The sequence below is a fragment of the Microbispora oryzae genome (genome assembly GCF_017896165.1).
In the GTDB taxonomy this organism is placed as follows: Bacteria; Actinomycetota; Actinomycetes; order Streptosporangiales; family Streptosporangiaceae; genus Microbispora; species Microbispora oryzae.
Window position 1 is genome coordinate 136,586 of sequence record NZ_JAFCNB010000015.1, and the last position, 24,106, is coordinate 160,691.

Annotated in this window: 2 protein-coding genes; both read right to left on the reverse strand. The window is 75.9% G+C overall.

Annotation, left to right across the window (positions count from 1 at the left end):
- Nucleotides 1-3 precede the first annotated feature (3 nt).
- Nucleotides 4-14,769: a type I polyketide synthase gene (locus JOL79_RS24250; RefSeq protein WP_210158206.1), complete on the reverse strand. Its 14,766-nt coding sequence runs from the start codon at nt 14,767-14,769 to the stop codon at nt 4-6.
- Between the two features lie 148 nt (nt 14,770-14,917).
- On the reverse strand, nt 14,918-24,085 hold the full coding sequence (locus tag JOL79_RS24255; RefSeq protein WP_210158207.1) for a type I polyketide synthase: 9,168 nt from the start codon (nt 24,083-24,085) through the stop codon (nt 14,918-14,920).
- Between the last annotated feature and the right edge of the window lie 21 nt (nt 24,086-24,106).

A 24,106-nucleotide genomic window follows, 5' to 3' on the forward strand; every position in this document is an offset into this window, starting at 1 on the left:
GGCTCACTGGGTGCCGAGCTCGTCGAGAAGGTCGAAGATCTCGTCGGCTGTCGCCGACTGGATGTCGTCGGCGCCGGCGCCGTTCGCGGGGGCGGCCCAGGCGGCGGCGAGGACGCGCAGCCGCTGCCCGATCGCGTCGCGGTGGCCGTCGTCGAGGGTGGCGGCCCTGAGCCGGGCTTCCAGGCCGTCGATCTCGGCGTAGACGGCGTCGACCTGGCCGGCCTCGGGCGCCTCGTCCGGGCGGAGCAGCTCGGCGAGATGGCGGGCGAGCGCGGTCGGTGACGGGTGGTCGAACAGCAGGGTCGCCGTCAGGCGCAGCCCGGTCTCCGTTTGCAGCCGGTTGCGCAGCTCCACCGCGGTCAGCGAGTCGAAGCCGAGTTCGAGGAAGCCTCGGGTGGGCTCGACGTCCCTGGGCGACGCGTACCCCAGGATGGCGGCGGTCCGGGTCCGGACGAGGTCGAGCAGGACCCGACCGCGCTCGGTGTCGTTCATCGGCGCGAGCTGGGCCGCGAGTGTCCGGGTGGGGGCGCCGTCGACGGCCCGGCGGGGCACGGAGACCAGGCCGCGCAGCAGTTCGGGGACCGTGCCGCCGGCCGCCGTGGCCCGGACCGCGGCGAGGTCGAGCGCGATCGGCACGGCCAGCGGCCGGTCGGCGGCGAGGGCGGCGTCGAAGGCGGCGAGGCCGTCGGCGGGCGTGAGCGCGCCGAAGCCGGTGCGGGCCAGCCGGGCGCGGTCGGCGCCGGTCAGCGCGCCGCCCATGCCGGCGTCCCACAGTCCCCAGGCGAGGGAGGTCGCCGGGACGCCCTGTGCCCGCAGCCGCACGGCGTACGCGTCCAGGAAGGTGTTGGCGGCGGCGTAGTTGGCCTGACCGGCGTTGCCGAACAGCCCCGAGGCCGAGGAGTAGAGGACGAAGGCGCGCAGCGGCCTGTCCCGCGTCGCCTCGGCGAGGTTGCGGGCGGCGTCGACCTTGGCACGGAAGACGGCGTCGAGCCGCTCGGGGGTGAGCGACTCCAGTGTCCCGTCGTCGAGCACGCCCGCAGCGTGGATGACCGCCGTCACCGGCTCGTTCCGCAGCGCCGCGGCGACCGCGCCGGCGTCGGCCACGTCGCAGGCGACGGACCGCACGTTCGCCGGGGCGAGCTCGCGTTCGAGGCCGGCGCGGAGGTCGGGGTCTCCGCCGGAGCGGGAGAGCAGCACGAGGTCGCGTACGCCGTGGGCGTCGACCAGGTGACGGGCGACGAGCCGGCCGAGCGTCCCGGTGGCCCCGGTGACCACCACCGATCCGTCGCCGAAGTCGATCGCCCGCGAGCCGTCGAGCCTGGCCAGGCGCGGCACGCGCACCACGTCGTCGCGCACCAGGGCCTGGGGCAGCGGGTACGACGCGTCCTCGGCGGCGTCCAGCAGGTGGATCCGGCCGGGGTGTTCCGACTGGGCCACCCGGGCCAGGCCCCACAGGGCGGCGCCGTCGGGATCGGTGACCTCGTCGCCCACCGCGCCGTACGTGCGGACGACCAGCCGGGAATCGGCCCAGGCGGGATCGGGGAGCCAGTTCTGGAGCAGAGTGAGCAGCGCGGCGGCCCGCTGCCGGGCCGATCCCGGTGCCGTGGCGTCCACGACGAGCACCGCGGCGGGCGCCGGGAGCGGGTCGCCGAGCGCGATCGCGGCCCGGGGTTCCGCGCCGGGCGTGGCATCGTGCCGCACCCAGTCCAGTCCGAACAACGACCGGGGGCCGGCCGGCGCGGCCGTGACCTGCTCCGCGGTGACCGGGCGGAAGGCAAGTTCGTCGATCGTGAGCACCGGTGCGCCGGAGCCGTCGAAGGCGGCCAGGCGGACCGCGCCGTCGCCCACGCGGGTGAGGCGGACGCGGAGCGCGCCCGCGCCCACGGCGTGCAGGCGTGCGCCGCTGACCGCGAACGGCAGCCGGACGGTCTCGTCGAACAGCCCGGCCGCGCCGATCGCGTGCAGGGCCGCGTCGAGCAGCGCCGGGTGGACGCCGAAGCCGCCGGGGTCCACGCCGTCCAGCCGCACCTCGGCGACCACGTCGTCGCCGTGGCGTGCGGCACCGGCGAGGCCCTGGAACGCCGGGCCGTACCGCAGTCCGGCGTCGGCCAGCCGGTCGTAGAGGCCGTCGAGGGGAATCGGCTCTCCGCCCCCCGGCGGCGCGGTCGCCGTCTCGGGGAGATCGGGTGCCCCTGCGTCGCCGGCGAGGAACCCCGTGGTGAGGAATCCGGTTGCGTGGGTGGTCCAGCCCTCGGCGCCGTCGGGCTGCGAGTAGACGGCCAGGGTCCGGCGGCCGTCGTCGTCTGGGGCTCCGACGGTGACCCGCAGGGCGGCCCCGCCGGTCGCGGGCAGCGCGAGCGGTGCCTGGAGCAGCAGTTCGCCGAGAACGGGGGCGCCGGACCGGGCCCCGGCGGCCAGGGCGATGTCGACCAGGGCGGCACCGGGGACGACCACGGTGCCGTAGACCGCGTGGTCGGCGAGCCAGGCCGGTGATCCCGCGGCCAGCCGGCCGGTGAACAGCAGGGCGTCGCTGTCCGGGAGCGTGACGGCCGCGCCCAGCAGCGGGTGCTCGGCGTCGCGCAGACCGGCGGCGGCCAGGTCGGCCGCCGGGTCGGCGACGTCGATCCAGAGCCGCTGGTGCTGGAACGGATAGGTCGGCAGGTCGAGGACGGGCGCCGGGCCGGTGCCGAACGTCGCCGCCCAGTCGACGGCCTGACCGGCGGCGAAGATCTGAGCCACCGCGGTGAGCAGGGTTTCGGCCTCGCCACGACCGCGGCGCAGCGTCGCGGCGGCGGTCAGCTCGGGGCGCGCGTCCTGGACCAGCGCGGTGAGCACGCCGTCCGGCCCGAGCTCCAGGACGCGGGCAGCCTCCAGCCGCGTCACCGCGTCCGCGAACCGGACGGGCCGGCGGACCTGCTCGATCCAGTAGTCGGGGTCGGTCCAGCGCAGGGGCTCGCCGGGCTCGACGGTGGAGATCGCGGCCAGCCGCGGTTCGGCGAAGGTCAGCCCGCGGACGACCTCCGCGAACCGCGCGAGCATCGGATCCATCAGCCGGGAGTGGAAGGCGTGGCTGGTCCGGAGCCGCGAGGTCTTCCAGCCCCGCTCGGCGGCCAGCTCGGCCATCCGGTCGATGTCCTCCTCGGCTCCCGAGACGACGACCGCGTGCGGTCCGTTCACCGCCGCCACGTCGACGGCGAGCCCGCCGGCGGCGTCGGGCCCCGGGGCCAGCAGCGCGCGGACGTCGGCCTCGGCGGCGTTGACCGCGAGCATGGCGCCGCCCGCGGGCAGGTCCTGCATGAGGCGACCGCGGGCCGCGACCAGTGTGGCGGCGTCGGCCAGGCTGAGGACGCCGGCTGCGTAGGCGGCGGTGATCTCGCCGACGGAGTGACCGGCCACCACGTCCGGCGTCACCCTCCAGGCCCGCAGCAGGGCCAGCAGCGCGACCTCGACCGCGAAGATCGCCGGCTGGGCCCAGCCGGTCTGGTCGAGCCTGGCGGGGTCGTCCAGCACCTCGTGCAGCGGCAGGCCGAGGGCGGCCGCCGCCTCGTCGAAGGCCGCGGCGTACGCGGGGAACGCCGCGTACAGTTCGCGGCCCATGCCGGCCCGCTGGGCGCCCTGACCGGTGAAGATCATCGCCAACCGGCCCTCGGCCGCGCGACCGGTCGCGACCGGCTCCCCGTCGCCGGGCGCCAGCAGCACCGCGCGGTGCGGCAGCACGGCCCGGCCGGTCAGCGCGTGACCGATGTCCGACGGCCGCGGCTCCGGCCGGTCGCGGAGCACGGCCCGGATCCGTCCGACCTGCTCGGCCAGCGCGGCCGGGTCGTTGGCCGAGATCACCAGCGGCACCGGACGGTCCACCGCGGGGCCCGGCGTGACCGCCGGGGCGGGGGGTTCCTCGAGGATGACGTGGGCGTTGGTCCCGCTGATCCCGAACGACGACACACCGGCCCGGCGCGGGCGTCCCTCAGCGGGCCAGGGCCGGGCCTCGGTGAGCAGCTCGACCTTCCCGGCCGCCCAGTCGACCTTGGGCGTCGGCTCGTCGACGTGCAACGTCTTCGGCAGCACCCCGTGCCGCATCGCCATGACCATCTTGATGATCCCGGCCGCGCCCGCCGCCGCCTGGGTGTGCCCCAGGTTCGACTTGATCGACCCCAGCCACAGCGGCTCGTCCCGCTCCTGGCCGTAGGCGGCCAGCAACGCCTGCGCCTCGATCGGGTCACCCAGCGTGGTGCCCGTGCCGTGCGCCTCCACCACGTCAACATCACGCGGGGTCAATCCCGCGCCGGCCAGCGCCGCGCGGATCACCCGCTGCTGCGACGGCCCGTTCGGCGCGGTGAGCCCGTTCGACGCGCCGTCCTGGTTGACCGCCGTGCCCCGGACGACCGCGAGCACGCGGTGTCCGTGCCGCCGGGCGTCGGACAGCCGCTCGACCAGCAGCATGCCGACGCCCTCACCCCAGCCGGTGCCGTCGGCGGCGGCGGCGAACGACTTGCACCGCCCGTCGGCGGCCAGCCCGCGCTGCCGGGAGAAGCCGGTGAACGTGTCCGGGGTCGCCATCACCGTCACGCCGCCGGCGAGCGCCAGGTCGCACTCCCCCGACCGCAGCGCCTGCGCCGCGAGATGCAGCGCGACCAGCGACGACGAACACGCGGTGTCGACCGTGACGGCCGGGCCCTCCAGCCCGAAGGTGTACGCGATCCGCCCGGAGGCCACACTGCCGGAGTTGCCGGTGCCGAGGAAGCCCTCGACCTCCTCGGGCACGGCGGTCAACCGGCCGAGATAGTCGTGGTACATCAGTCCGACGAACACGCCGGTGCGGCTGCCGCGCAGCCCCAGCGGGTCGACCCCCGCGCGCTCCAGGGTCTCCCAGGCGGATTCGAGCAGCAGACGCTGCTGCGGGTCCATCGCCATGCCCTCGCGCGGGCTGATGCCGAACAGGCCGGGGTCGAAGTCGGCGGCGTCGTAGAGGAACCCGCCCTCCCGGGCGTACGACGTACCAGGGTGATCGGGATCGGGGTGATACAACCCCTCGACATCCCACCCGCGATCCGCCGGGAACAACCCGATGCCGTCCCTGCCCTGGGCGACCAGCTCCCACAGCTCGTCCGGCGAGGTGACCCCACCCGGATAACGGCACGCCATGCCGACGATCACGATGGGGTCGTCGTCGACCGGCGCCACGGCGGCCGTCACCGGTGCGACGGCCGTCACCGATCCGGACAGCTCGGCGGTGAGGAACTCGGCGAGGGCGGTGGCGTTCGGGTAGTCGAAGATCAGCGTCGCGGGCAGCCGCAGGCCGGTCTCGGCGGCGAGCCGGTTGCGCAGCTCGACCGCGGTGAGCGAGTCGAAGCCCAGCTCCCTGAAGGCCCGGCCGGCCGGGATCGCGTCCGGGCCGGGATAGCCGAGCACGGCGGCGGCCAGGGCCCGTACGGTGGCCAGCGCCGTGGCGACCCGGTCGGCTTCCGCCAGGCCGGCGAGGTGCCGGGCCAGCGAGGAGCCGCCGGTCTCGGCCGCGGACGCGGCGGCGCGCCGCCGGGTGGCGGTCCGGACCAGGCCGTGCAGCAGCGGGGAGATCTGCTCGGCGCCGCGGAGCGCGGCCAGGTCGAGCCGGAGCGGGACGGCGACGGGGCGGCCGGCGGCCAGGGCGGCGTCGAACAGCGCGAGCCCGGCCTCGGCGTCGAGCGCGCCGAATCCGCCCCTGGCCAGCCTGCGGCGGTCCACGTCGGAGAGCGCCGCGCCCAGCCCGGCGTCCCACAGGCCCCAGGCCAGCGACGTCGCCGGGACGCCCTCCGCCCGCGCCATCGCGGCGTACGCGTCGAGGAAGGCGTTGGCGGCGGCGTAGTTGGCCTGACCGGCGCCGCCGAACAGCCCCGCGGCGGAGGAGTAGAGGACGAACGCCCGCAGCGGCCTGCCCCGGGTCGCCGCGGCGAGGTTGCGGGCGGCGTCGACCTTGGCGCCGAACACGGCGTCGAAGCGCTCGGGGGTCAGGTCGGTGAGCAGGCCGTCGTCGATGACGCCGGCCGCGTGCACCACGGCGCTGACCGGCTCGTCCCGCAGCGCCGCCGCGACGGCGTCGGCGTCGGAGAGGTCGCAGGCAACCGACCGCACCCGGGCGCCCTCGACGTCGGCGATCCCGCCGGACCGCGACAGCAGCAGCAGGTCGACGACGCCGTGCGCCTGCACCAGATGCCGGGCGATCAGGCCACCCAGCGTGCCCGTCGCACCGGTGACCACGACAACGCCGTCGCCCAGATCCACCCCGCCCGAGCCCGCGTCGGGCGCCTTCAGGCGGGCCAGGCGGGGCACCCGGACGACACCATCGCGGATCACCGCCTGCGGCACCGGATAGAACGCGTCCTCCGGCGCGTCGAGCAGATGGAACCGGTCCGGGTGCTCGGCCTGCGCCGACCGCACCAGACCCCACAACGCGGCCCCATCAGGGTCGGTGATCTCCTCGCCCACCGCCCCGAACGTCCGCACCACCAGCCGGGAATCGGCCCACACCGGATCGGCCAGCCACTCCTGCAGCAACCCCAGCAACGCGGCCGCTCGATCGCGAGCGGATCCCGGCGCCGTCGCGTCCACCACAACAACGGCAGCCGGCTCCGGCAGCCGATCGCCCAACGCCATCGCAACCGGAGCCCCCGCCTCCGGCACGACCTCCTGCGGGATCCAGTCGACGGTGAACAGCGAGCGGGCCGACTCTGTCTGGGCGGCGGCCGTCTCGTCCGCCGTGACCTGGCGGAAGACGAGGCCCTCGACGGTGATCACCGGATCGCCGGCGGCGTCGACCGCGTCGATCCTGACGGTCTCGCCGTTCACCCGGAGCCGGGCCCGCAGCAGCCCGGCGCCCTCGGCGTGCACCGTGACGCCGGTGAACGAGAAGGGCAGCCGGGTCGCGCCGTCGCCGTCCGGGCCCAGGCCCAGGCCGTGCAAGACCGCGTCGAGCAGCGCGGGATGGACGGCGAAGCGGCCGGGGTCGCCGGGCAGTTCCGCCTCCACGTACAGGTCGTCGCCCTGCCGCCAGGCCCCGCGCAGGCCACGGAAGACCGGCCCGTACTCGTAGCCCGCGGTCGTGAGCCGGTCGTAGAGGTCCTCGGTGGCCAGGTGGGTCGCTCCGGCCGGCGGCCAGGCGAACGTCTGGGCGGCCGGCTGGGCCGGGCTCACGAAACCGGTGGCGTGGACGGTCCAGGGGTCGTCGGCCCCGGTGGCGTGCTCGCCCGTACCCAGGTAAGCGGGGCCCACGTAGGCGGGGCCGGAGTGAACGGTGATCGGGCGGCGGCCCGTCTCGTCCGGAGCGCCCACGCTGACCTGCACGGCGGCACCGTCCGGGCCGTCGAGGCGGAGCGGCTGCTGGAGCACCAGCTCGTCGACGGCCGGGGCGCCGGCCACGGCTCCGGCGGCGAGGGCGAGTTCGAGCAGCGCGGTCCCCGGCACCAGGACGGCGCCCAGGATCGTGTGGTCGGCCAGCCACGGCTGGGCGCGGAGCGTGAGACGCCCGGTGAGCACGGCGCCGTCACCACCGGCCAGCGGCACCGCCGCGCCGAGCAGCGGGTGCTCGACCAGGCCCAGCCCGAGGCTCGCCGGATCGGTCTCGGCGCCGGTGCCGGCCCGCGGCCAGTAACGCTGCCGCTGGAAGGCGTACGTCGGCAGGTCGGGCAGCGGTGTGCCGGCGCCGTCGAGGACGCGCGCCCAGTCGACCTCCGCGCCGTGCGCGAAGACCGTCGCCACACCGGTGAGAAGCGTGCCGGCCTCGTCGCGGTCCCGGCGCAGCGTCGGCACGGCGAGCGCGTCGGGCTGGTTCGCGCCGGCCAGCGCGGTGAGCACCCCGTCCGGCCCGACCTCGAGGAAGCGCGTGACACCCTGGGCGGTCAGCGCGGTCACCGCGTCGGCGAACCGCACCGGCCGGCGGACCTGCTCGATCCAGTACTCCGGGTCGGTCCAGCGCGGCGGCTCGCCCGGCTCCACCGTGGAGACCGCGGCGACCAGGGGCGGGGCGAACGTGAGCCGCTCGACGACCTCGCGGAAGCCCGCCAGCATGGGCTCCATCAGCCGGGAGTGGAACGCGTGGCTCGTCCGCAGCCGGGAGGTCTTCCAGCCCCGCTCCGCGGCCAGCCCGGCGACCCGCGCGATGTCGCCGTCGGCCCCGGAGACCACGACCGCCTCCGGCCCGTTCACCGCGGCCAGGTCGACCTCCGGGCACGCTTGCCTGACGTCGGCCTCGGACACGCCGACCGCGAGCATCGCCCCTCCGGCCGGCAGGGCCTGCATCAACCGGCCCCGCGCCGTCACCAGCGCCGCCGCGTCGGCCAGCGAGAGGACTCCGGCGGCGTAGGCCGCAGTGATCTCGCCGATCGAGTGGCCCGCGACGAAGTCGGGCGTCACCCCCCAGTGCCGGAGCAGGGCCAGCAGCGCCACCTCGACCGCGAAGATCGCGGGCTGCGCGTAGCCGGTCTGGTCGAGCGCGTCCGGGTCGGCGAAGACGACCAGCCGCAGGGGCTGGTCCAGAAGCGGGTCGACGTGCGCGCACACCTCGTCGAAGGCCGCCGCGAACACCGGGAAGGCGGCGTAGAGCTGCTCCCCCATCGCGAGGCGCTGCGCGCCCTGGCCGGTGAAGAGGAGGGCCAGCCGGCCGTCGCCGCTCTCGCCGCGCGCCGCCGTCTCCCGCCGCCTGAGCGCCCGGAGCAACTGGGCCCGATTGGGCGCCAGGTAGACCGCCCGGTGGGCGAGCGCGGCCCGCCCGGCGGTGGTCCTGGCCACGTCGGCGATGTCGGCGTCGGGATGCGCGTCGAGCCAGTCGCGGAGGACCTCGGTCTGCGCGTCCAGGCCGGCCTCGGTGGCCGCCGAGACGACGAGCGGCACCGCCGGCAGCGCGCCGCGGCCCCGCGGTGACTCGTCTTCCGCGGTGGCGGCGGGGGGCTCCTCCAGGATGACGTGGGCGTTGGTGCCGCTGACCCCGAACGCGGACACGCCCGCCCGGCGCGGCCGGGATCCGGCGGGCCACGGCCGGGCCTCGGTGAGCAGCTCGACCGCGCCGGACGACCAGTCCACCTGCGAAGTCGGCTCGTCGACGTGCAGCGTCTTCGGCAGCACCCCGTGCCGCATCGCCAGGACCATCTTGATGATCCCGGCCGCGCCGGCGGCCGACTGCGTGTGCCCGATGTTCGACTTGATCGACCCGAGCCGGAGCGGCTCGCCGGAACGGTCGCGGCCGTAGGTCGCCAGCAGCGCCTGCGCCTCGATCGGGTCGCCGAGCGTGGTGCCGGTGCCGTGCGCCTCGACGGCGTCCACGTCACCGGGCTCAAGCCCGGCGTTGACCAGCGCCGCCCGGATGACCCGCTGCTGCGACGGCCCGTTCGGCGCGGTCAGGCCGTTGGACGCGCCGTCCTGGTTGACGGCCGAGCCGCGCACGACGGCGAGCACCGGACGCCCGGACGCGCGTGCCGAGGAGAGCCGTTCGACCAGGAGCATGCCGACGCCCTCGGCCCAGCCGGTGCCGTCGGCTGCGGCCGCGAACGACTTGCACCGCCCGTCGGCGGCCAGGCCGCGCTGCCGGGAGAACTCGGTGAACGTGCCCGGCGTGGCCATGATCGTGACGCCGCCGGCGAGGGCCAGGTCGCACTCCCCCGACCGCAGCGCCTGGGCCGCCAGATGCAGCGCGACCAGCGACGACGAGCAGGCCGTGTCGACCGTGACGGCCGGGCCCTCCAGCCCGAACGTGTACGCGATCCGCCCGGAGGCCACGCTGCCGGCGCTGCCGATGCCGAGGTATCCGCTCAGGTCGTCGGCGCTCTCCTCCAGCAGGGAGACGTAACCCTGGTGGGTGGTGCCGACGAAGACGCCGGCCTGCCGGCCGCGGAGCGAGAGCGGATCGATCCCGGCCCGTTCGAACGTCTCCCACGCGGTTTCCAGCAGAAGCCGCTGCTGCGGGTCCATGGCGAGGGCCTCGCGCGGGCTGATCCCGAACAGGCTCGGGTCGAACTCGTCGGCGTCCCGCACGAACCCGCCGCTGACGGTGTACGAGGTGCCGGACCGGTCGGCGTCGGGATCGTAGAGCGCGTCGACGTCCCAGCCGCGGTTGGCCGGGAACGGGCCGACCGCGTCGACCTCCCCGGCGACCAGGTCCCACAGCTCGTCGGGCGTGCTGACACCGCCGGGGAAGCGGCACGCCATCGCGGTGAGGACGATCGGGTCGTCGTCGGGCGCGGCGATCCCGCTGGCGGAACCGCCGGCGGGGCCGGTGACCGGCGCGGCCGTCTCGGCGCCGAAGACCTCCTCCAGCAGGTGGCGGGCGAGCTCCAGCGGCGTCGGGTAGTCGAACGCGAGCGTCGCCGGCAGGCGCAGCCCGGTGTCGGCCGTCAGCGCGTTGCGCAGGTCGACCGCGGTGAGCGAGTCGAAGCCGAGCTCGCGGAACGGCCGCCTGACCGCGATCGCGTCGGCGGAGGGGTAGCCCAGGACGCGCGCGGCGTGCTCCCGGACGAGGTCGACCAGCGCGGTCTCCCGCTGTGCCGGGGGCAGGGCGGAGAGCCCGGCGCGCCGTCCCGTATCGGCCACCGGCTCGCCGGCGGCCAGGCGGGCGACCTCCGGGAGGTCCTCCAGCAGCGGACGGCGGCGGGCCGCGGCGAACGTCTCGACGAAGGACGCCCAGTCGACGTCGGCGACGGTGAGCAGCGACGCGCGGCCCCCGGCGGCCTGGCGGAGGGCGTCGATCGCGAGGTCGGGGGGCATGGGGGTCAGGCCACGCCGGCTCAGGGCCGCACCGGTGCCGCCCTCGGTCGCCATGCCCGCCTCGGCCCACGGGCCCCAGGCCAGCGAGGTGGCGGCCAGGCCGCGGGCGCGCCGCCGCAGGGCCAGGGCGTCGAGGCCGGCGTTGGCCGCCGCGTAGGTGCCGCCCCAGCCGCTGCCCCAGGTCGCGGCGATCGAGGAGAACAGGACGAACGCGTCCAGGTCGGTGTCGCCGAGGATCTCGTCGAGGTGCAGCGCGCCGGTGGTCTTGCCGGCGAGCACAGCGGCGAACCCGGCGGCGTCGAGGTCGGCCAGCGGGGCGCTGTGCGCGATGCCCGCGGCGTGCACGACCGCGGTGAGCGGGGCCTGCGGGTCGGCGGTCGCCTGGTCGACGAGGGCGGCCACCGCGTCGCGGTCGGCCAGGTCCGCGGCGACGATCGTGACGCGGGCGCCCGCGGCACGGATCTCGTCGGCCAGGACGTCAGCGCCGGGCGCGTCCGGCCCGCGCCGGCCGGCCAGGACGACATGCGCGGCTCCGTTGGCGGCGGCCCAGCGGGCGACGTGGCCGCCGAGCGCGCCGGTGCCGCCGGTGATCAGAACGGTGCCACGCGGCTGCCAGCCCTCGTCGGCGCCGGCCGGGGCGTGCTCCAGCCGGCGGACGAGCAGGCCGGACGGGCGGATCGCGACCTGGTCCTCGGCGTCGAGGCCGCCCCCGAGGACCGTGACGAGCCGGTCGGCGGCGCGCGGCTCGAGGATGTCGGGAAGGTCGAGGAGACCGCCCCAGCGGTCCGGGTGCTCCAGGCCGACGACCCGGCCCAGGCCCCACACCTCGGCCTGGGTGACGCTGGTGAGCCGGTCGCCCGGCCCGGCGCCGACCGCGCCCCGGGTGAGGATCCACAACGGGCCGCCGGCTTCGGCGTCCTCGACGGCCTGGGCGAGCGCGAGCGTTCCGGACAGCGCCGCCGGGAGGCCCGCCGCGCCGGTGCCGTCGCTCATCGCGAGCAGCGAGACGATCCCGGCGATGCCGCCGTGGGCGGCCTGGTCGCGGAGGCGGGCCGCGAGCGTGCCCCGATCGGCCGCGGGGATCACCACGACGTCGGCGCCGGCCCGGGTGAGGATCCCGTCTACGCCGTACGCGTCGCCGGAGACGACCAGCACCCAGGCGCCGGTGAGCGGACGGATGGCCGGGTCGGGCAGCGTCGTCCAGGTCTCCCGGTAGCGCCAGCCGTCGATCCGGTCATGCCGCTGCCTGCGGCGACGCCAGGAGGAGAGCGCCGGGACCAGGGCGCCGAGCGTCTCCCGGTGGGCCTCGGCGTCGATGCGGAGCTCATGCGCCACCGCGCTGAGGTCGGCGGAGTCGATCGCGGCCCAGAGACCGGCGTCCGCGCCGGTCGGGGTGGCCGCCTCGCGTGGGGTGGGGCGGAGCCAGTACCGCTGGTGGGAGAAGGGATAGGTGGGCACCTCGGCCGGGCGCGCGCCCGTGCCGTCGAACAGCGCCCGCCAGTCCACGCCCTGCCCGTCGACGAACAACTCCGCCACAGCGGTCAGCACCGTGGTGACCTCGTCACGGTCGCGGCGCAGCCCCGCCACCGCCCTCACGTCCGGCGTCACGCCCTGGACCAGCGCCGTCAGCACCCCGTCCGGGCCCAGCTCCAGCACCCGCTCAGCGTCCAGGGCCGCGACCGCGTCGGCGAACCGGACCGGGCGGCGGACCTGATCCACCCAGTACTCCGGCTCACTCCACTGACCGGACTCCACCGGGCGGCCCGTCACCGTGGAGACCGCCGGAACCACCGGCTCGGCGAACGCCAGCGACTCCACCACCGAACGGAACTCCGCCAGCATCGGCTCCATCAACCGCGAATGAAACGCATGACTCGTGCGCAGCCTGCTGGTCTTCCACCCACGCTCACCGGCCAGCCCCGCGACCCGCTCGACGTCCTCCCGCGGCCCGGACACCACCACCGACGCCGGACCGTTCACCGCCGCCACATCAACGTCCGGGAAAGCCGCCAGCAGGTCGGCCTCGGACGTGCCGACCGCGAGCATCGCCCCACCCACCGGAAGCGCCTGCATCAACCGGCCCCGCGCCACCACCAACCTCGCCGCATCCGCCAGCGACACCACCCCCGCCGCATAGGCGGCGGTGATCTCACCGATCGAATGCCCCGCCACCACATCCGGCTCCACCCCCCAGGAGCGGACCAACGCCAGCAACGCCACCTCAACCGCGAAGATCGCCGGCTGCGCCCACCCCGTCTGACCCAACCGGGACTCATCGCCCAGAACGTCCAGCAGCGGCAGGTCCAGCGCCGCGCACACCTCGTCGAACGCCGCCGCGAACACCGGGAACACGTCATACAGCTCCCGGCCCATCCCGGCCCGCTGCGACCCCTGACCGGTGAACACCACCGCCAACCGGCCCTCCGAGGCCACCCCCCGGACCACCGCGTCGCCCAGCAGCACCGCCCGATGCTCCAGCACCGCCCGCCCGGCCAACGCCACCCCGACATCCAGCCGGGACGCCTCCAGCGCACCCACCCGCCGGACCTGCGCCTCCAACGACCCCGCCGACCGCGCCGTCACCACCAACGGCACCACCGGCAACCCCACCACCGGCGACCCCACCACCGGCCCGCCACCCTCAACCGGCACCTCGCCCGGCTCGGCCGGCGTCGCGTCCGGCGCCTGCTCCACGATCACATGCGCGTTCGTCCCACTGATCCCGAACGACGACACCCCAGCCCGGCGCGGCCGGCCCACCTCCGGCCACGCCCGCGCCTGCGTCAACAGCCCCACCGCACCCGACGCCCAGTCCACCTGCGGCGACGGAGCATCCACATGCAACGTCTTCGGCAACACCCCATGGCGCAGGGCCAGAACGGTTTTGATGACACCGCCGACACCGGCCGCGGCCTGCGCGTGGCCGAGGTTGGACTTGAGCGAGCCCAGCCAGAGCGGCTCGTCCCGGTCCTGGCCGTAGGTGGCGAGCAGGGCCTGCGCCTCGATCGGGTCGCCCAGCCGCGTCCCGGTGCCGTGCGCCTCCACCGCGTCCACGTCGCGCGGCGTCAGCCCGGCCGATGCGAGGGCCTGCAGGATGACCCGCTGCTGGGCGCCGCCGTTCGGGGCGGTCAGCCCGTTCGACGCGCCGTCCTGGTTGACCGCCGAGCCCCGCACCACAGCGAGGATCGGATGCCCGAGCCGCCGCGCGTCCGACAGCCGCTCGACAAGCAGCAGGCCGACGCCTTCCGACCAGCCGGTGCCGTCGGCCGCCGCGGCGAACGACTTGCACCGCCCGTCGGCGGCCAGCCCGCCCTGCTTGGCGAACTCCCCGAACGAGTCCGGGGTCGACATGACCGCCACACCGCCGGCGAGCGCGATCGAGCACTCCCGGCTACGCAGGGCACGGCAGGCCAGGTGCAGCGCGACCAGCGAGGAGGAGCAGGCGGTGTCGATCGTGACCGCCGGACCCTCCAGCCCGAACGTGTAGGCGAGCCGGCCGGACAGGACGGCCGGCGCGGTGCCGGTGAGCAGGTGACCGAGGACGCCGTCGGGCAGGTCCTCCACGTAGGAGCCGTATCCCAGGTAGCTGCCGCCGACGAAGACGCCGGCCTGCGTGCCGCGCAGCGCCGCCGGGTCGATCCCGGCCCGTTCGAAGGTCTCCCAGGCCACTTCGAGCAGCACCCGCTGCTGCGGGTCCATCGCCAGCGCCTCGCGCGGGCTGATCCCGAAGAACGCGGGGTCGAAGTCGCCGGCGTCGTAGAGGAAGCCGCCGGTGCCCCGGTCCATCTCGGCCGAACCGGGCTCGTACCAGGTGTCCCAGCCCCGGTCGGCGGGGAAGGCCGAGATCGCGTCCCGCCCCTCGGTGACCAGGCGCCACAGGTCGTCGGGTGAGGAGACGCCGCCGGGGAACCGGCACCCCATCGCGACGACGGCGATCGGTTCCTGTTCCGCGGATTCCAGCTCTGTGAGGCGCTGACGGGTCTGGGCGAGGTCCGCGGTCACCCATTTGAGGTAGTCGCGGAGGGTTTCCTCAGTCGCCATTCAGCTCCACCTCTGGGGATAACCGAGCGCACGTCGAATCGACCGGCGTCCTAAATCGATGGCTGTCTCTTGGAATAACGAATCCAGCAGCCCGACGCTCAGGTTAGGAGCGCCGGATCGGCGCCCTAACCCCTAGCGTCCCCCTACCTCAGGCCCGTCCGAGCTGCGAATCGATGAACTTCAGCAGCTCGTCGTCGGAGTCTCCCAAGGGCGTCCCCGCCTGCGTCCCCGGCGTCGGCGCGGGCCGCGGCGCACCCCCGGCTTCCAGCGTCGACAGCAGGGAGCGGAGCTTGATCCGCAGTTTGGTGCCCGTGATCGCGTCCGGTGCCGAGCCGGTGATCCGCCGCTCGATGTCGTCGAGTTCGTCGAGAACCGAGCGCGAATTGTTCGGGACCATTTGAATACGCAGATATGTCGCGAGAGCGGCCGGAGTGGGGTGATCGAATATCAGCGTCGCCGGGCACCGCAATCCGGTGGACGCGTTCACCCGGTTGCGCAATTCGACGGCCGTGACCGAGTCGAAGCCGATTTCCCGGAAAGCGCGGGTGGGCGGGATCTTCTCGGTCTCCGGGAAGCCGAGCACGGCGGCGACGTGGCCCCGCAGCAGGTCGACCAGTTCGCGGTCGGCGTCCTCGGCGGGCAGGGCGGCCAGGCGGTCCCGCAGCGCGGCGGCGGCGTCGATGTCGGTGCCGGTGCCGTCCGCCTGATCCGTGCCGCGGGCGGCGGCGGGCTCCATGTCGGCGAAGAAGCGCGTGGGCCGGGCCAGCTCGAACGCCGGCAGAAAGCGGGCCCAGTCGACGTCGGCGACGACCAGGGAAGGAAGCGTGGTGGACAGTTCTGTCACGGCACGGCCGGGGTCGAGCGGCCGGATGCCGAGCCGGAGCAGCGAACCGTCCGCGGCCGCCGTCGCGGCGATCCCACCACCCGCCCACGGCGACCAGGCGACGGCCGTGGCCGGCCGGCCCTGGGCGCGGCGCCACCCGGCGAACGCGTCGAGGAAGGCGTCGGCGGCCGCGTACGCGGGATGGCGAGCGGTGCCCCAGACGCCGGCCACGGAAGAGAAGACGACGAACGCGTCGAGCTCGACGCCCGCCAGGAGCTCGTCCAGGAGGAGCGCCCCGGTGACGCGGGCGCCCGTCACCGCCGCGGTCTCGGCCGCCGTCAGGCCGGCGATCGGCGTGTCCTGCGCGACGCCGGCCGCGTGCACGACCGCGGTGAGGTCGCCGGGGAGACCGGCGACGAGCTCGGTCACCTGGTCGCGGTCGGTGAGGTCGCAGGCGACCACTGTCACGTGCGCGCCGAGGTCGGCCAGTTCGGCGTGGAGCGCTTCGGCGCCGGGGGCGTCCGGGCCCCGGCGGCCCGCCAGGACCAGGCCGGTCGCGCCGTTGCGGACGGCCCAGCGGGCGACGTGCCCGCCGAGCGCGCCGGTGCCTCCGGTGATCAGCACGGTGCCGCGCGGCCGCCAGCCGCCGCCGGACGCGGCCGGAGCGGGCCGCAGGCGGCGTCCCCATGCCCGCCCCTGGCGGAGCGCGATCTGGTCCTCGCCACCCTCCCTGCCGGGAACCCCGCCGAGCACCGCGGCGAGTCCGTCCGCGCCGGTGGGCGGCAGGTCGACGAGGCCGCCCCACCGCTGGGGGTGTTCGAGCGCGGCGACCCGGCCGAGGCCCCAGACCTGGGCCTGTGCGAGGCTGCGCACCGGCTCGGCGTCGAGCCCGACCGCTCCGCTGGTGACGATCCACAGCGGCGCGGCCACACCCTCCAGCGCCCGCAGCAGCTCGACGGTGTCGGTGAGGCCGCGGGGAACGCCGGGATGCTCGGGGTGCGGGCGTTCGTCGAGGGCCAGCAGCGACACGACGCCCGCGAGCTCGCCCGGCGGCACCTCGCCCGGTCCCGCGGTCATCACGTCCGCCCCGGCCGCCGCCAGGTGCTCCGTCACGGCCCGTACGACGAGGTCGGCGCCGGTGGGCGTCACGACCAGCCAGCGGCCGGTGAGCCGCGCGCCGGTCCCGAGCGGCACCGGGGTCCAGCCGACCGTGTGGCGCGGGCCCGCGTCCGGGGCGGGGACGGGTTCGCCCGCGTCGCTCGGCGAGAGCCAGTAGCGGCGGTGCTGGAAGGGGTAGGTCGGCGCGTCGGGCAGCCACCTGCCGCCGGCGTGCCAGGGTGTCCAGTCGACCTCGACGCCCCGGACCCAGGCCTCGCCCAGCGCCCGGATCTGCGCGGCCGGGCCGTCCTCGCCGCGCCGCAGTGTGCCCCACACCCCCGCGTCGGGGGCGCACTGCTCCAGCGCCAGGGTGAGGACCGGGTGCCCGGAGATCTCGGCGAACGACCGGAAACCGGCCTCGGCCAGCTTCCGCACGACCGGCGCGAACCGCACCTGCTGCCGCAGGTTCGCCCACCAGTACTCGGCGTCCACCGGTTCGGTGACCTGCTCACCGGTGACGGTCGAGTGCCACGGGATCGTGGGCGCCGCGCTCCGGATGCCGGTGAGGGCGGCCAGCACGGCCTCGCGTACCGGCTCCACCTGGGGTGAGTGGGACGCGTACCCGACCTCCACAAGCCGGGCCCGCACCCCCCGCCCCTCACACCACGACACGAACGCCTCGACCAAAGGCCGCTCCCCCGCCACCACCACCTGCGACGGAGAATTCACCACCGCCACCACCAAACCCGACCACTCCGCACCCGACAACCACCCCGCCACCTCACCGGCATCCGCACCGACCGAGGCCATCCCCCCACTACCGTCCAACCCCACCAACGCCCCAGAACGAGCCGCCACCACCCGCGCCCCGTCCCCCACCGACAACGCCCCGGCCACCACCGCCGCGACCACCTCACCCTGCGAATGCCCCACCACCGCAGCCGGCCTCACCCCATGCGCCCCCCACCACGCCGTAAGAGCCACACCCACCGCCCACAACACCGGCTGCACCACCTCAACCCGCGACAACCACCCCTCCCCCGAACGCAACACCCCATCCACCGAAAACCCCACCAACGGCGCCAACGCCGCATCACACTCCCGCAACCGCCCCGCGAACACCGGCGAGTCCAGCAACCCCGCCGCCATCCCCAGCCACTGACCACCCTGACCCGGATACACGAACACCACGTCGTTCCCGGACACCGAACCCGACACCGGCGCCTGCCCGCTCGCGGCCGCGTCCAGTCCGCCGAGGTCCCAGACCACCGCGCGCTCGGTCAGCCCGGCCCGGCTCGTCAAGGTCGCCCCGACGTCGGCCAGGGAGGCGCCGGTCGCGGTCAGGTAGTCGCGGACCGCCGCGGCCTGCGCCCGCACCGCGCCCGCGTCGGCGCCGGACAGGAGCAGCGGCACCGGCTCGCCGGACGCCGGAACGGACGACTCCGGGGCCGGGTCCAGCGCCGGGTCCGACGGGTCCGCGTCCGACGGGGCCTGTTCGAGGACGACATGCGAGTTGGTGCCGCTCACGCCGAACGCGGACACCCCGGCCCGCCGCGGTCGGCCGGTCTCCGGCCAGGGCCGGGCCTCGGTGAGCAGCTCGACGCCGCCCAGCGCCCAGTCCACGTGCGGGGAGGGCTCGTCGACGTGCAGCGTCTTGGGCAGCGTCCCGTGGCGCATCGCCATCACCATCTTCATCAGCCCGGCCATGCCGGCCGCGGCCTGGGTGTGCCCGAGGTTCGACTTGACCGAGCCGAGCCAGAGCGGCTCACCGGTGCGGCCGGCGCCGTAGGTGGCGAGCAGCGCGTTGGCCTCGATCGGGTCGCCCAGCGTGGTGCCCGTGCCATGGGCCTCCACGGCGTCGATGTCGGCGGCGTCGAGCCGCGCGTTGGCCAGCGCCTGGCGGATCACCTTCTCCTGGGAGGGGCCGCTCGGCGCGGTGAGCCCGTTGGACGCGCCGTCCTGGTTCACCGCGCTGCCGCGGACCAGCGCGAGCACCGGACGGCCCGCCCGCCGGGCGTCGGACAGCCGCTCGACGACGAGCACGCCGACGCCCTCCGACCAGCCGGTGCCGTCGGCCGCCGCCGCGAACGACTTGCACCGTCCGTCGGCGGCCAGCCCTCCCTTGCGGCTGAACTCCACGAACGGGCCGGGCGTCGACATGATCGTCACGCCGCCGACCAGCGCCAGGTCGCACTCGCCCTGCCGCAGCGCCTGCGCGGCCAGGTGCAGCGCGACCAGCGACGACGAGCAGCCGGTGTCGACGGTCATCGCGGGGCCTTCGAGCCCGAACGTGTACGAGATCCGCCCCGACAGGACGCTGGCCGCGTTTCCGGTGCCGAGGTGGCCCTCCAGTTCGCTGGGGAAGACGCCCATCGACCACAGGTAGTCGGAGCCGTTGGTCCCGGCGAACATGCCGGTACGGCTGCCGCGCAGCCCGAGCGGGTCGAGGCCCGCGCGTTCCAGGGCCTCCCAGGAGCACTCCAGCAGCAGCCGCTGCTGCGGGTCCATCGCGACCGCCTCGCGCGGCGTGATGCCGAACAGGCGGGCGTCGAAACCGGCGACGTCGCCGAGGAAGCCGCCCTCGCTGGTGTAGGTGGTGCCGCGCACCGACGAGTCGGAGCTGACCAGGTCGCCGAGATACCACCCGCGGTCGGTGGGGAACGGCGACATCGCGTCGACGCCGTCGGCCACCAGCCGCCACAGGTCGTCCGGGGAGCCGACCCCGCCGGGGAAGCGGCAGCTCATCGCGGTGATGGCGATCGGCTCGTCCAGGGCGGCGACGCTCGCGGTGACGGTCACGGTCGTGGCGGATGCGGCCGCCCCCGTGACCGACGCGGTGGCCGCGCCGACCCGGGCCAGCAGGTACGCGGCGAGCGCGGCGGCGTTCGGGTGATCGAAGACGAGCGTGGCCGGCAGCGGAATCCCGGTCTCGGCCCGCAGCCGGTTGCGCAGGTCGACCGCCGTGAGGGAGTCGAAGCCCAGGTCGCGGAACGACCGGCGGGGAGCGATGTCGTCGCTGGAGGCGTGGCCGAGTACGGCGGCGGCGCAGGACCGGACGTATTCGAGGACGGCCCGCTCCCGCTCGGCGGCGGGCAGCCCGGCCAGACGGGCGGCCAGACCGGTGCCGTCACCGGCGGGTTCGGCGGTCCGCGCGAGCGCGTCCCGGACGGCGGGGATGTCGCCGATCAGCGGCCGGGGCCGCGCCGCGGTGTAAAGCTCGGTGAAGCGCGGCCAGTCGACGTCGACCACGCAGATCGTCGTGTCGTCCTGGGCGACCGCCCGGCACATCGCCTCGATCGCCTGCTCGGGCGGCAGCGCGACGATGCCGCGCCGCCGCAGCTCGGCCCCCACCTCGGCCGAGGCCATGCCCGACTCGGCCCACGAACCCCAGGCGACGGCGGTCATCGTGCCGCCGCGGGCCCGGCGCTGCTCGGCGAGCGCGTCCAGGGCCGCGTTGGCGGCCGCGTAGGCGGCGTGCGCCTGACTGCCCCAGACCCCCGACAGCGATGAGAACGTGACGAAGGCGTCCACGTCGCCGACCAGGGCGTCCAGGTGGAGCGCGCCCGCGACCTTCCCGGCGAGCAGGCGCTCGAGCAGCGCCACGCCGGTCTCGTCGAACGGCACGTTCGCGCCGACCCCGGCGGCGTGCACGACGGCGTCGACCGTCCCGGCCTTCGCCAGCATGGCCTCGACGGCGGCCCGGTCGGCCAGGTCGCACGCCACGATCTCCACCTGGACGCCCGTCTCGGCGAGTTCGTCGCGGAGCCGTTCGGCGCCGGGGGTGCCGGGGCCGCGCCGGCTGGTCAGCACGAGCCGTTCCGCGCCGTTCGCGGCGGCCCATCGGGCGACCCGGGAACCGAGCGCGCCGGTGCCGCCGGTGACGAGGACCGTGCCGCGGGGCCGCCAGCCCTCTTCGCCCCGGCGGGCGGGTGCCGGGGTGACGCGACGGGCCCGGGGCCCGCCGGCGCGGATCGCCACCTGGTCCTCCGGGCCCAGGGCGCCGGCGAGGACCGCGGCGAGGGTGTCGCCGGCGCGGGCGTCCAGCGTCTCGGGCAGGTCGATCAGGCCGCCCCAGCGGTGGGGCAGCTCCAGTCCCGCGATCCGGCCCAGGCCCCAGACCTCGGCCTGGGCGAGGCTGCGCGGAGCCCCGTCGACACCGACCGCGCCTCGCGTGAGGACCCAGACGGGCGCGTCGATCCCGGCGTCGCCGAGTGCCTGGACCAGCGCCAGCGAACCGGCGAGCCCACGCGCGACCAGGGGGTGTCCCGGCGCCGGCCGCTCGTCGAGGGCCAGCAGCGACACCACCCCCGCGTACGGCCCGGCGGGCTGGTCGGCGGGCAGGTCGGCGGGCAGGTCGGCGGGCAGGGCCGCGCCCAGCACGGCGCGGCCTGCGGCCGCGTCCACGACCACCACGTCGGCGTCGGCGAACAGGCCCGCCAGGTCAGGGACGTCGACGCCGTCGGGCCGGACGAGCAGCCACCGGCCCTGTGGCCGCGCGGGCGCGGGGACCGGCAGGGGGGTCCAGCCGACCGCGTATCGCCAGCCGTCGATCGTGGACGCCAGCTTCCGCCGCGCCCGCCACGAGGTCAGGCCGCTCAGCACCGGCTCGACGACCTCGGCGTCCAGCCCGAGCTCCCCGGCGAGCGATTCCGCGCCGGCGTCGACGGCGGTCCAGAACTCGGGGTCGCCGCCCTGGTCGCGCCGCTGTTCCTCGGGCGTCAGCCAGTGACGGCGGCGCTGGAACGCGTAGGTCGGCAGCTCGGGGAGCCAGCGGGCGCCGGCGAACCACGGCGACCAGTCGACCCGGACGCCCCGCGTCCAGGCCTCGCCCAGGGCGCGGATCTGGCCGGCCGGGCCGTCCTCGCCGCGGCGGAGCGTCCCCCAGGCCCCGGCGTCGGGAGCGCACTGCTCCAGCGCCAGCGTGAGCACCGGGTGGCCGGAGATCTCGGCGAACAGCCGGAACCCGGCGTCGGCCAGGCCCTGGATCACCGGCGCGAACCGTACCCGTTCGCGCAGGTTCGCCCACCAGTAGCCGCCGTCCACCGGCTCGGTGACCCGTTCCCCGGTGACCGTGGAGAACCAGGGGAGGCGTGGCGCGGCGCCCCGGACGCCGGCCAGCCCGTCGAGCACGGCGTCCCGCACCTGGTCGACCTGCGGCGAGTGCGACGCGTACCGCACTTCGACCAGCCGGGCCCGCACCCCCCGCTCCTCGCACCACGGGACGAACGCCTCCAGCCGGGGCCGGTCGCCCGCCACGACGACCTGCGCCGGGCCGTTGACGGCGGCCACGACGAGATCGGCCCAGTCCGCCTCGCCGGGGCCCTGGGCGGGGGCCAGCCAGCGCTCGACGTCGGCCACGGGGGCGCTCACCGAGAGCATTCCGCCGTCCCCGGTGAGGCCGGTCACCGCCCGGGACCTGACCGCCACCACCCGCGCGCCGTCCTCGACGGACAGCGCGCCGGCCACCACGGCCGCCACGACCTCGCCCTGCGAGTGGCCGACCACCGCGGCAGGCGTCACCCCGTGGGCCTCCCACCAGGCGGTGAGGGCCACGCCCACCGCCCACAGCACCGGCTGCACGACGTCCACCCGGGTCAGCCAGTCGTCCTCGCCTCGCAGGACGGCCTCCACCGAGAAGCCGACGTGCGGCCGCAGCGCCGCGTCGCACTCCCTCAGGCGGTCGGCAAACGCCGGGGAGTCCAGCAGCCCGACCGCCATGTTCAGCCACTGGCCGCCCTGCCCGGGGTAGACGAACACGACGTCGGAGGCGCCAAGGGTAGACCCGGCGACGCGTCCCGACTCGACCGCCGCCAGGCTCTCGGCGTCCCACGCCACGGCCCGGTCGGGCAGCGCGGCCCGCCGGGCCAGCGTCGCCCCGGTCTCCCGCTCGGCCGCTCCTCCCTCCAGGAAGGTCCGTACGGCGGCGGCCTGCGCCCGAAGTCCGGCCTGGCCGGCGCCGGAGAGCAGCAGCGGAACCGGCCCGGCCCCGGCCGCCGGGGCGGGCTCCTCCACCGGGTCGCCCTGCTCGACGATCACGTGGGCGTTCGTGCCGCTCATGCCGAACGACGACACGCCCGCCCGGCGCGGGCGGTCCACCGCCGGCCAGGGCCGGGCCTCGGTGAGCAGCCCGACCGCGCCGGAGGACCAGTCGACCTTGGGGGTCGGCTCGTCGACGTGCAATGTCTTCGGCAGCACCCCGTGCCGCATCGCCATGACCATCTTGATGATGCCGCCGACACCCGCGGCGGCCTGGGTGTGGCCGATGTTCGACTTGAGCGAGCCCAGCCAGAGCGGCTCGTCCCGGTTCTGGCCGTAGGCGGCCAGCACGGCCTGGGCCTCGATCGGGTCGCCCAGCGTCGTGCCGGTGCCGTGGGCCTCGACGGCGTCCACGTCCCTGGAGATCAGGCCCGCGTTGGCCAGCGCCGCCTGGATCACCCGCCGCTGCGACGGGCCGTTCGGCGCCGTCAGGCCGTTGGACGCGCCGTCCTGGTTCACCGCCGTGCCCCGGATCACGGCGAGCACCGGACGGCCCGCCCGCCGTGCGTCGGACAGCCGCTCCACCAGCAGCACCCCGGCGCCCTCGCCCCAGCCGGTGCCGTCGGCCGCCGCCGCGAACGACTTGCACCGCCCGTCGGCGGCCAGGCCACGCTGCCGGGAGAACTCCAGGAACGTCCCCGGCGTCGACATCACCAGCACTCCGGCGACCAGGGCCTGGTCGCACTCGCCGTTCCGCAGCGCCTGCGCGGCCAGGTGCAGCGCGACCAGCGACGACGAGCACGCGGTGTCGACCGTGACCGCCGGGCCCTCCAGCCCGAACGTGTACGCCAGCCGGCCGGACAGGACGCTGGACGCGTTGCCGGTGCCCAGGTGACCCTCAAGCTCGCCGGGGTGGTCGCCGAGCAGACCGAGGTAGTCCTGGTCGTTGCTGCCGGTGAAGACGCCGGTGCGGGAGCCGCGCAGCCCCAGCGGGTCGAGACCGGCCCGTTCGAACGCCTCCCAGGCGCACTCCAGCAGCAACCGCTGCTGCGGGTCCATCGCACGGGCCTCGCGCGGACTGATCCCGAAGAGAGACGCGTCGAAGTCACCGGCGTCGTAGAGGAAGCCACCCGCGCGCGTGACGGAGGTGCCGGGCACGTCGGGGTCGTCGCTGAACAGCGTGGTGAGGTCCCAGCCGCGGTCGGCGGGGAAGTCTCCGATCGCGTCGCCGCCGTCGGCGACCAGCCGCCAGAGGTCCTCCGGGCCGCGCACCCCGCCGGGGTAGCGGCAGGCCATCCCGACGATGGCGATCGGCTCGGTGGCCCGCGCGGTCGCCTCCCGTTGCTGGCGGCGGAGCCTGTCGGTCTCCTTCAGCGCGCTGCGCAGGGCCTCGACGAGCTTCTCGTCCGGCTGGGTCATGATTCACTCCGCTCGTCGGGC

What these genes read in the sequence shown, in the direction of transcription:
- JOL79_RS24250 (WP_210158206.1), bottom strand. Translation starts at nt 14,769, where the DNA reads ATGGCGACTGAGGAAACCCTCCGCGACTACCTCAAATGGGTGACCGCG.
- JOL79_RS24255 (WP_210158207.1), bottom strand. Translation starts at nt 24,085, where the DNA reads ATGACCCAGCCGGACGAGAAGCTCGTCGAGGCCCTGCGCAGCGCGCTG.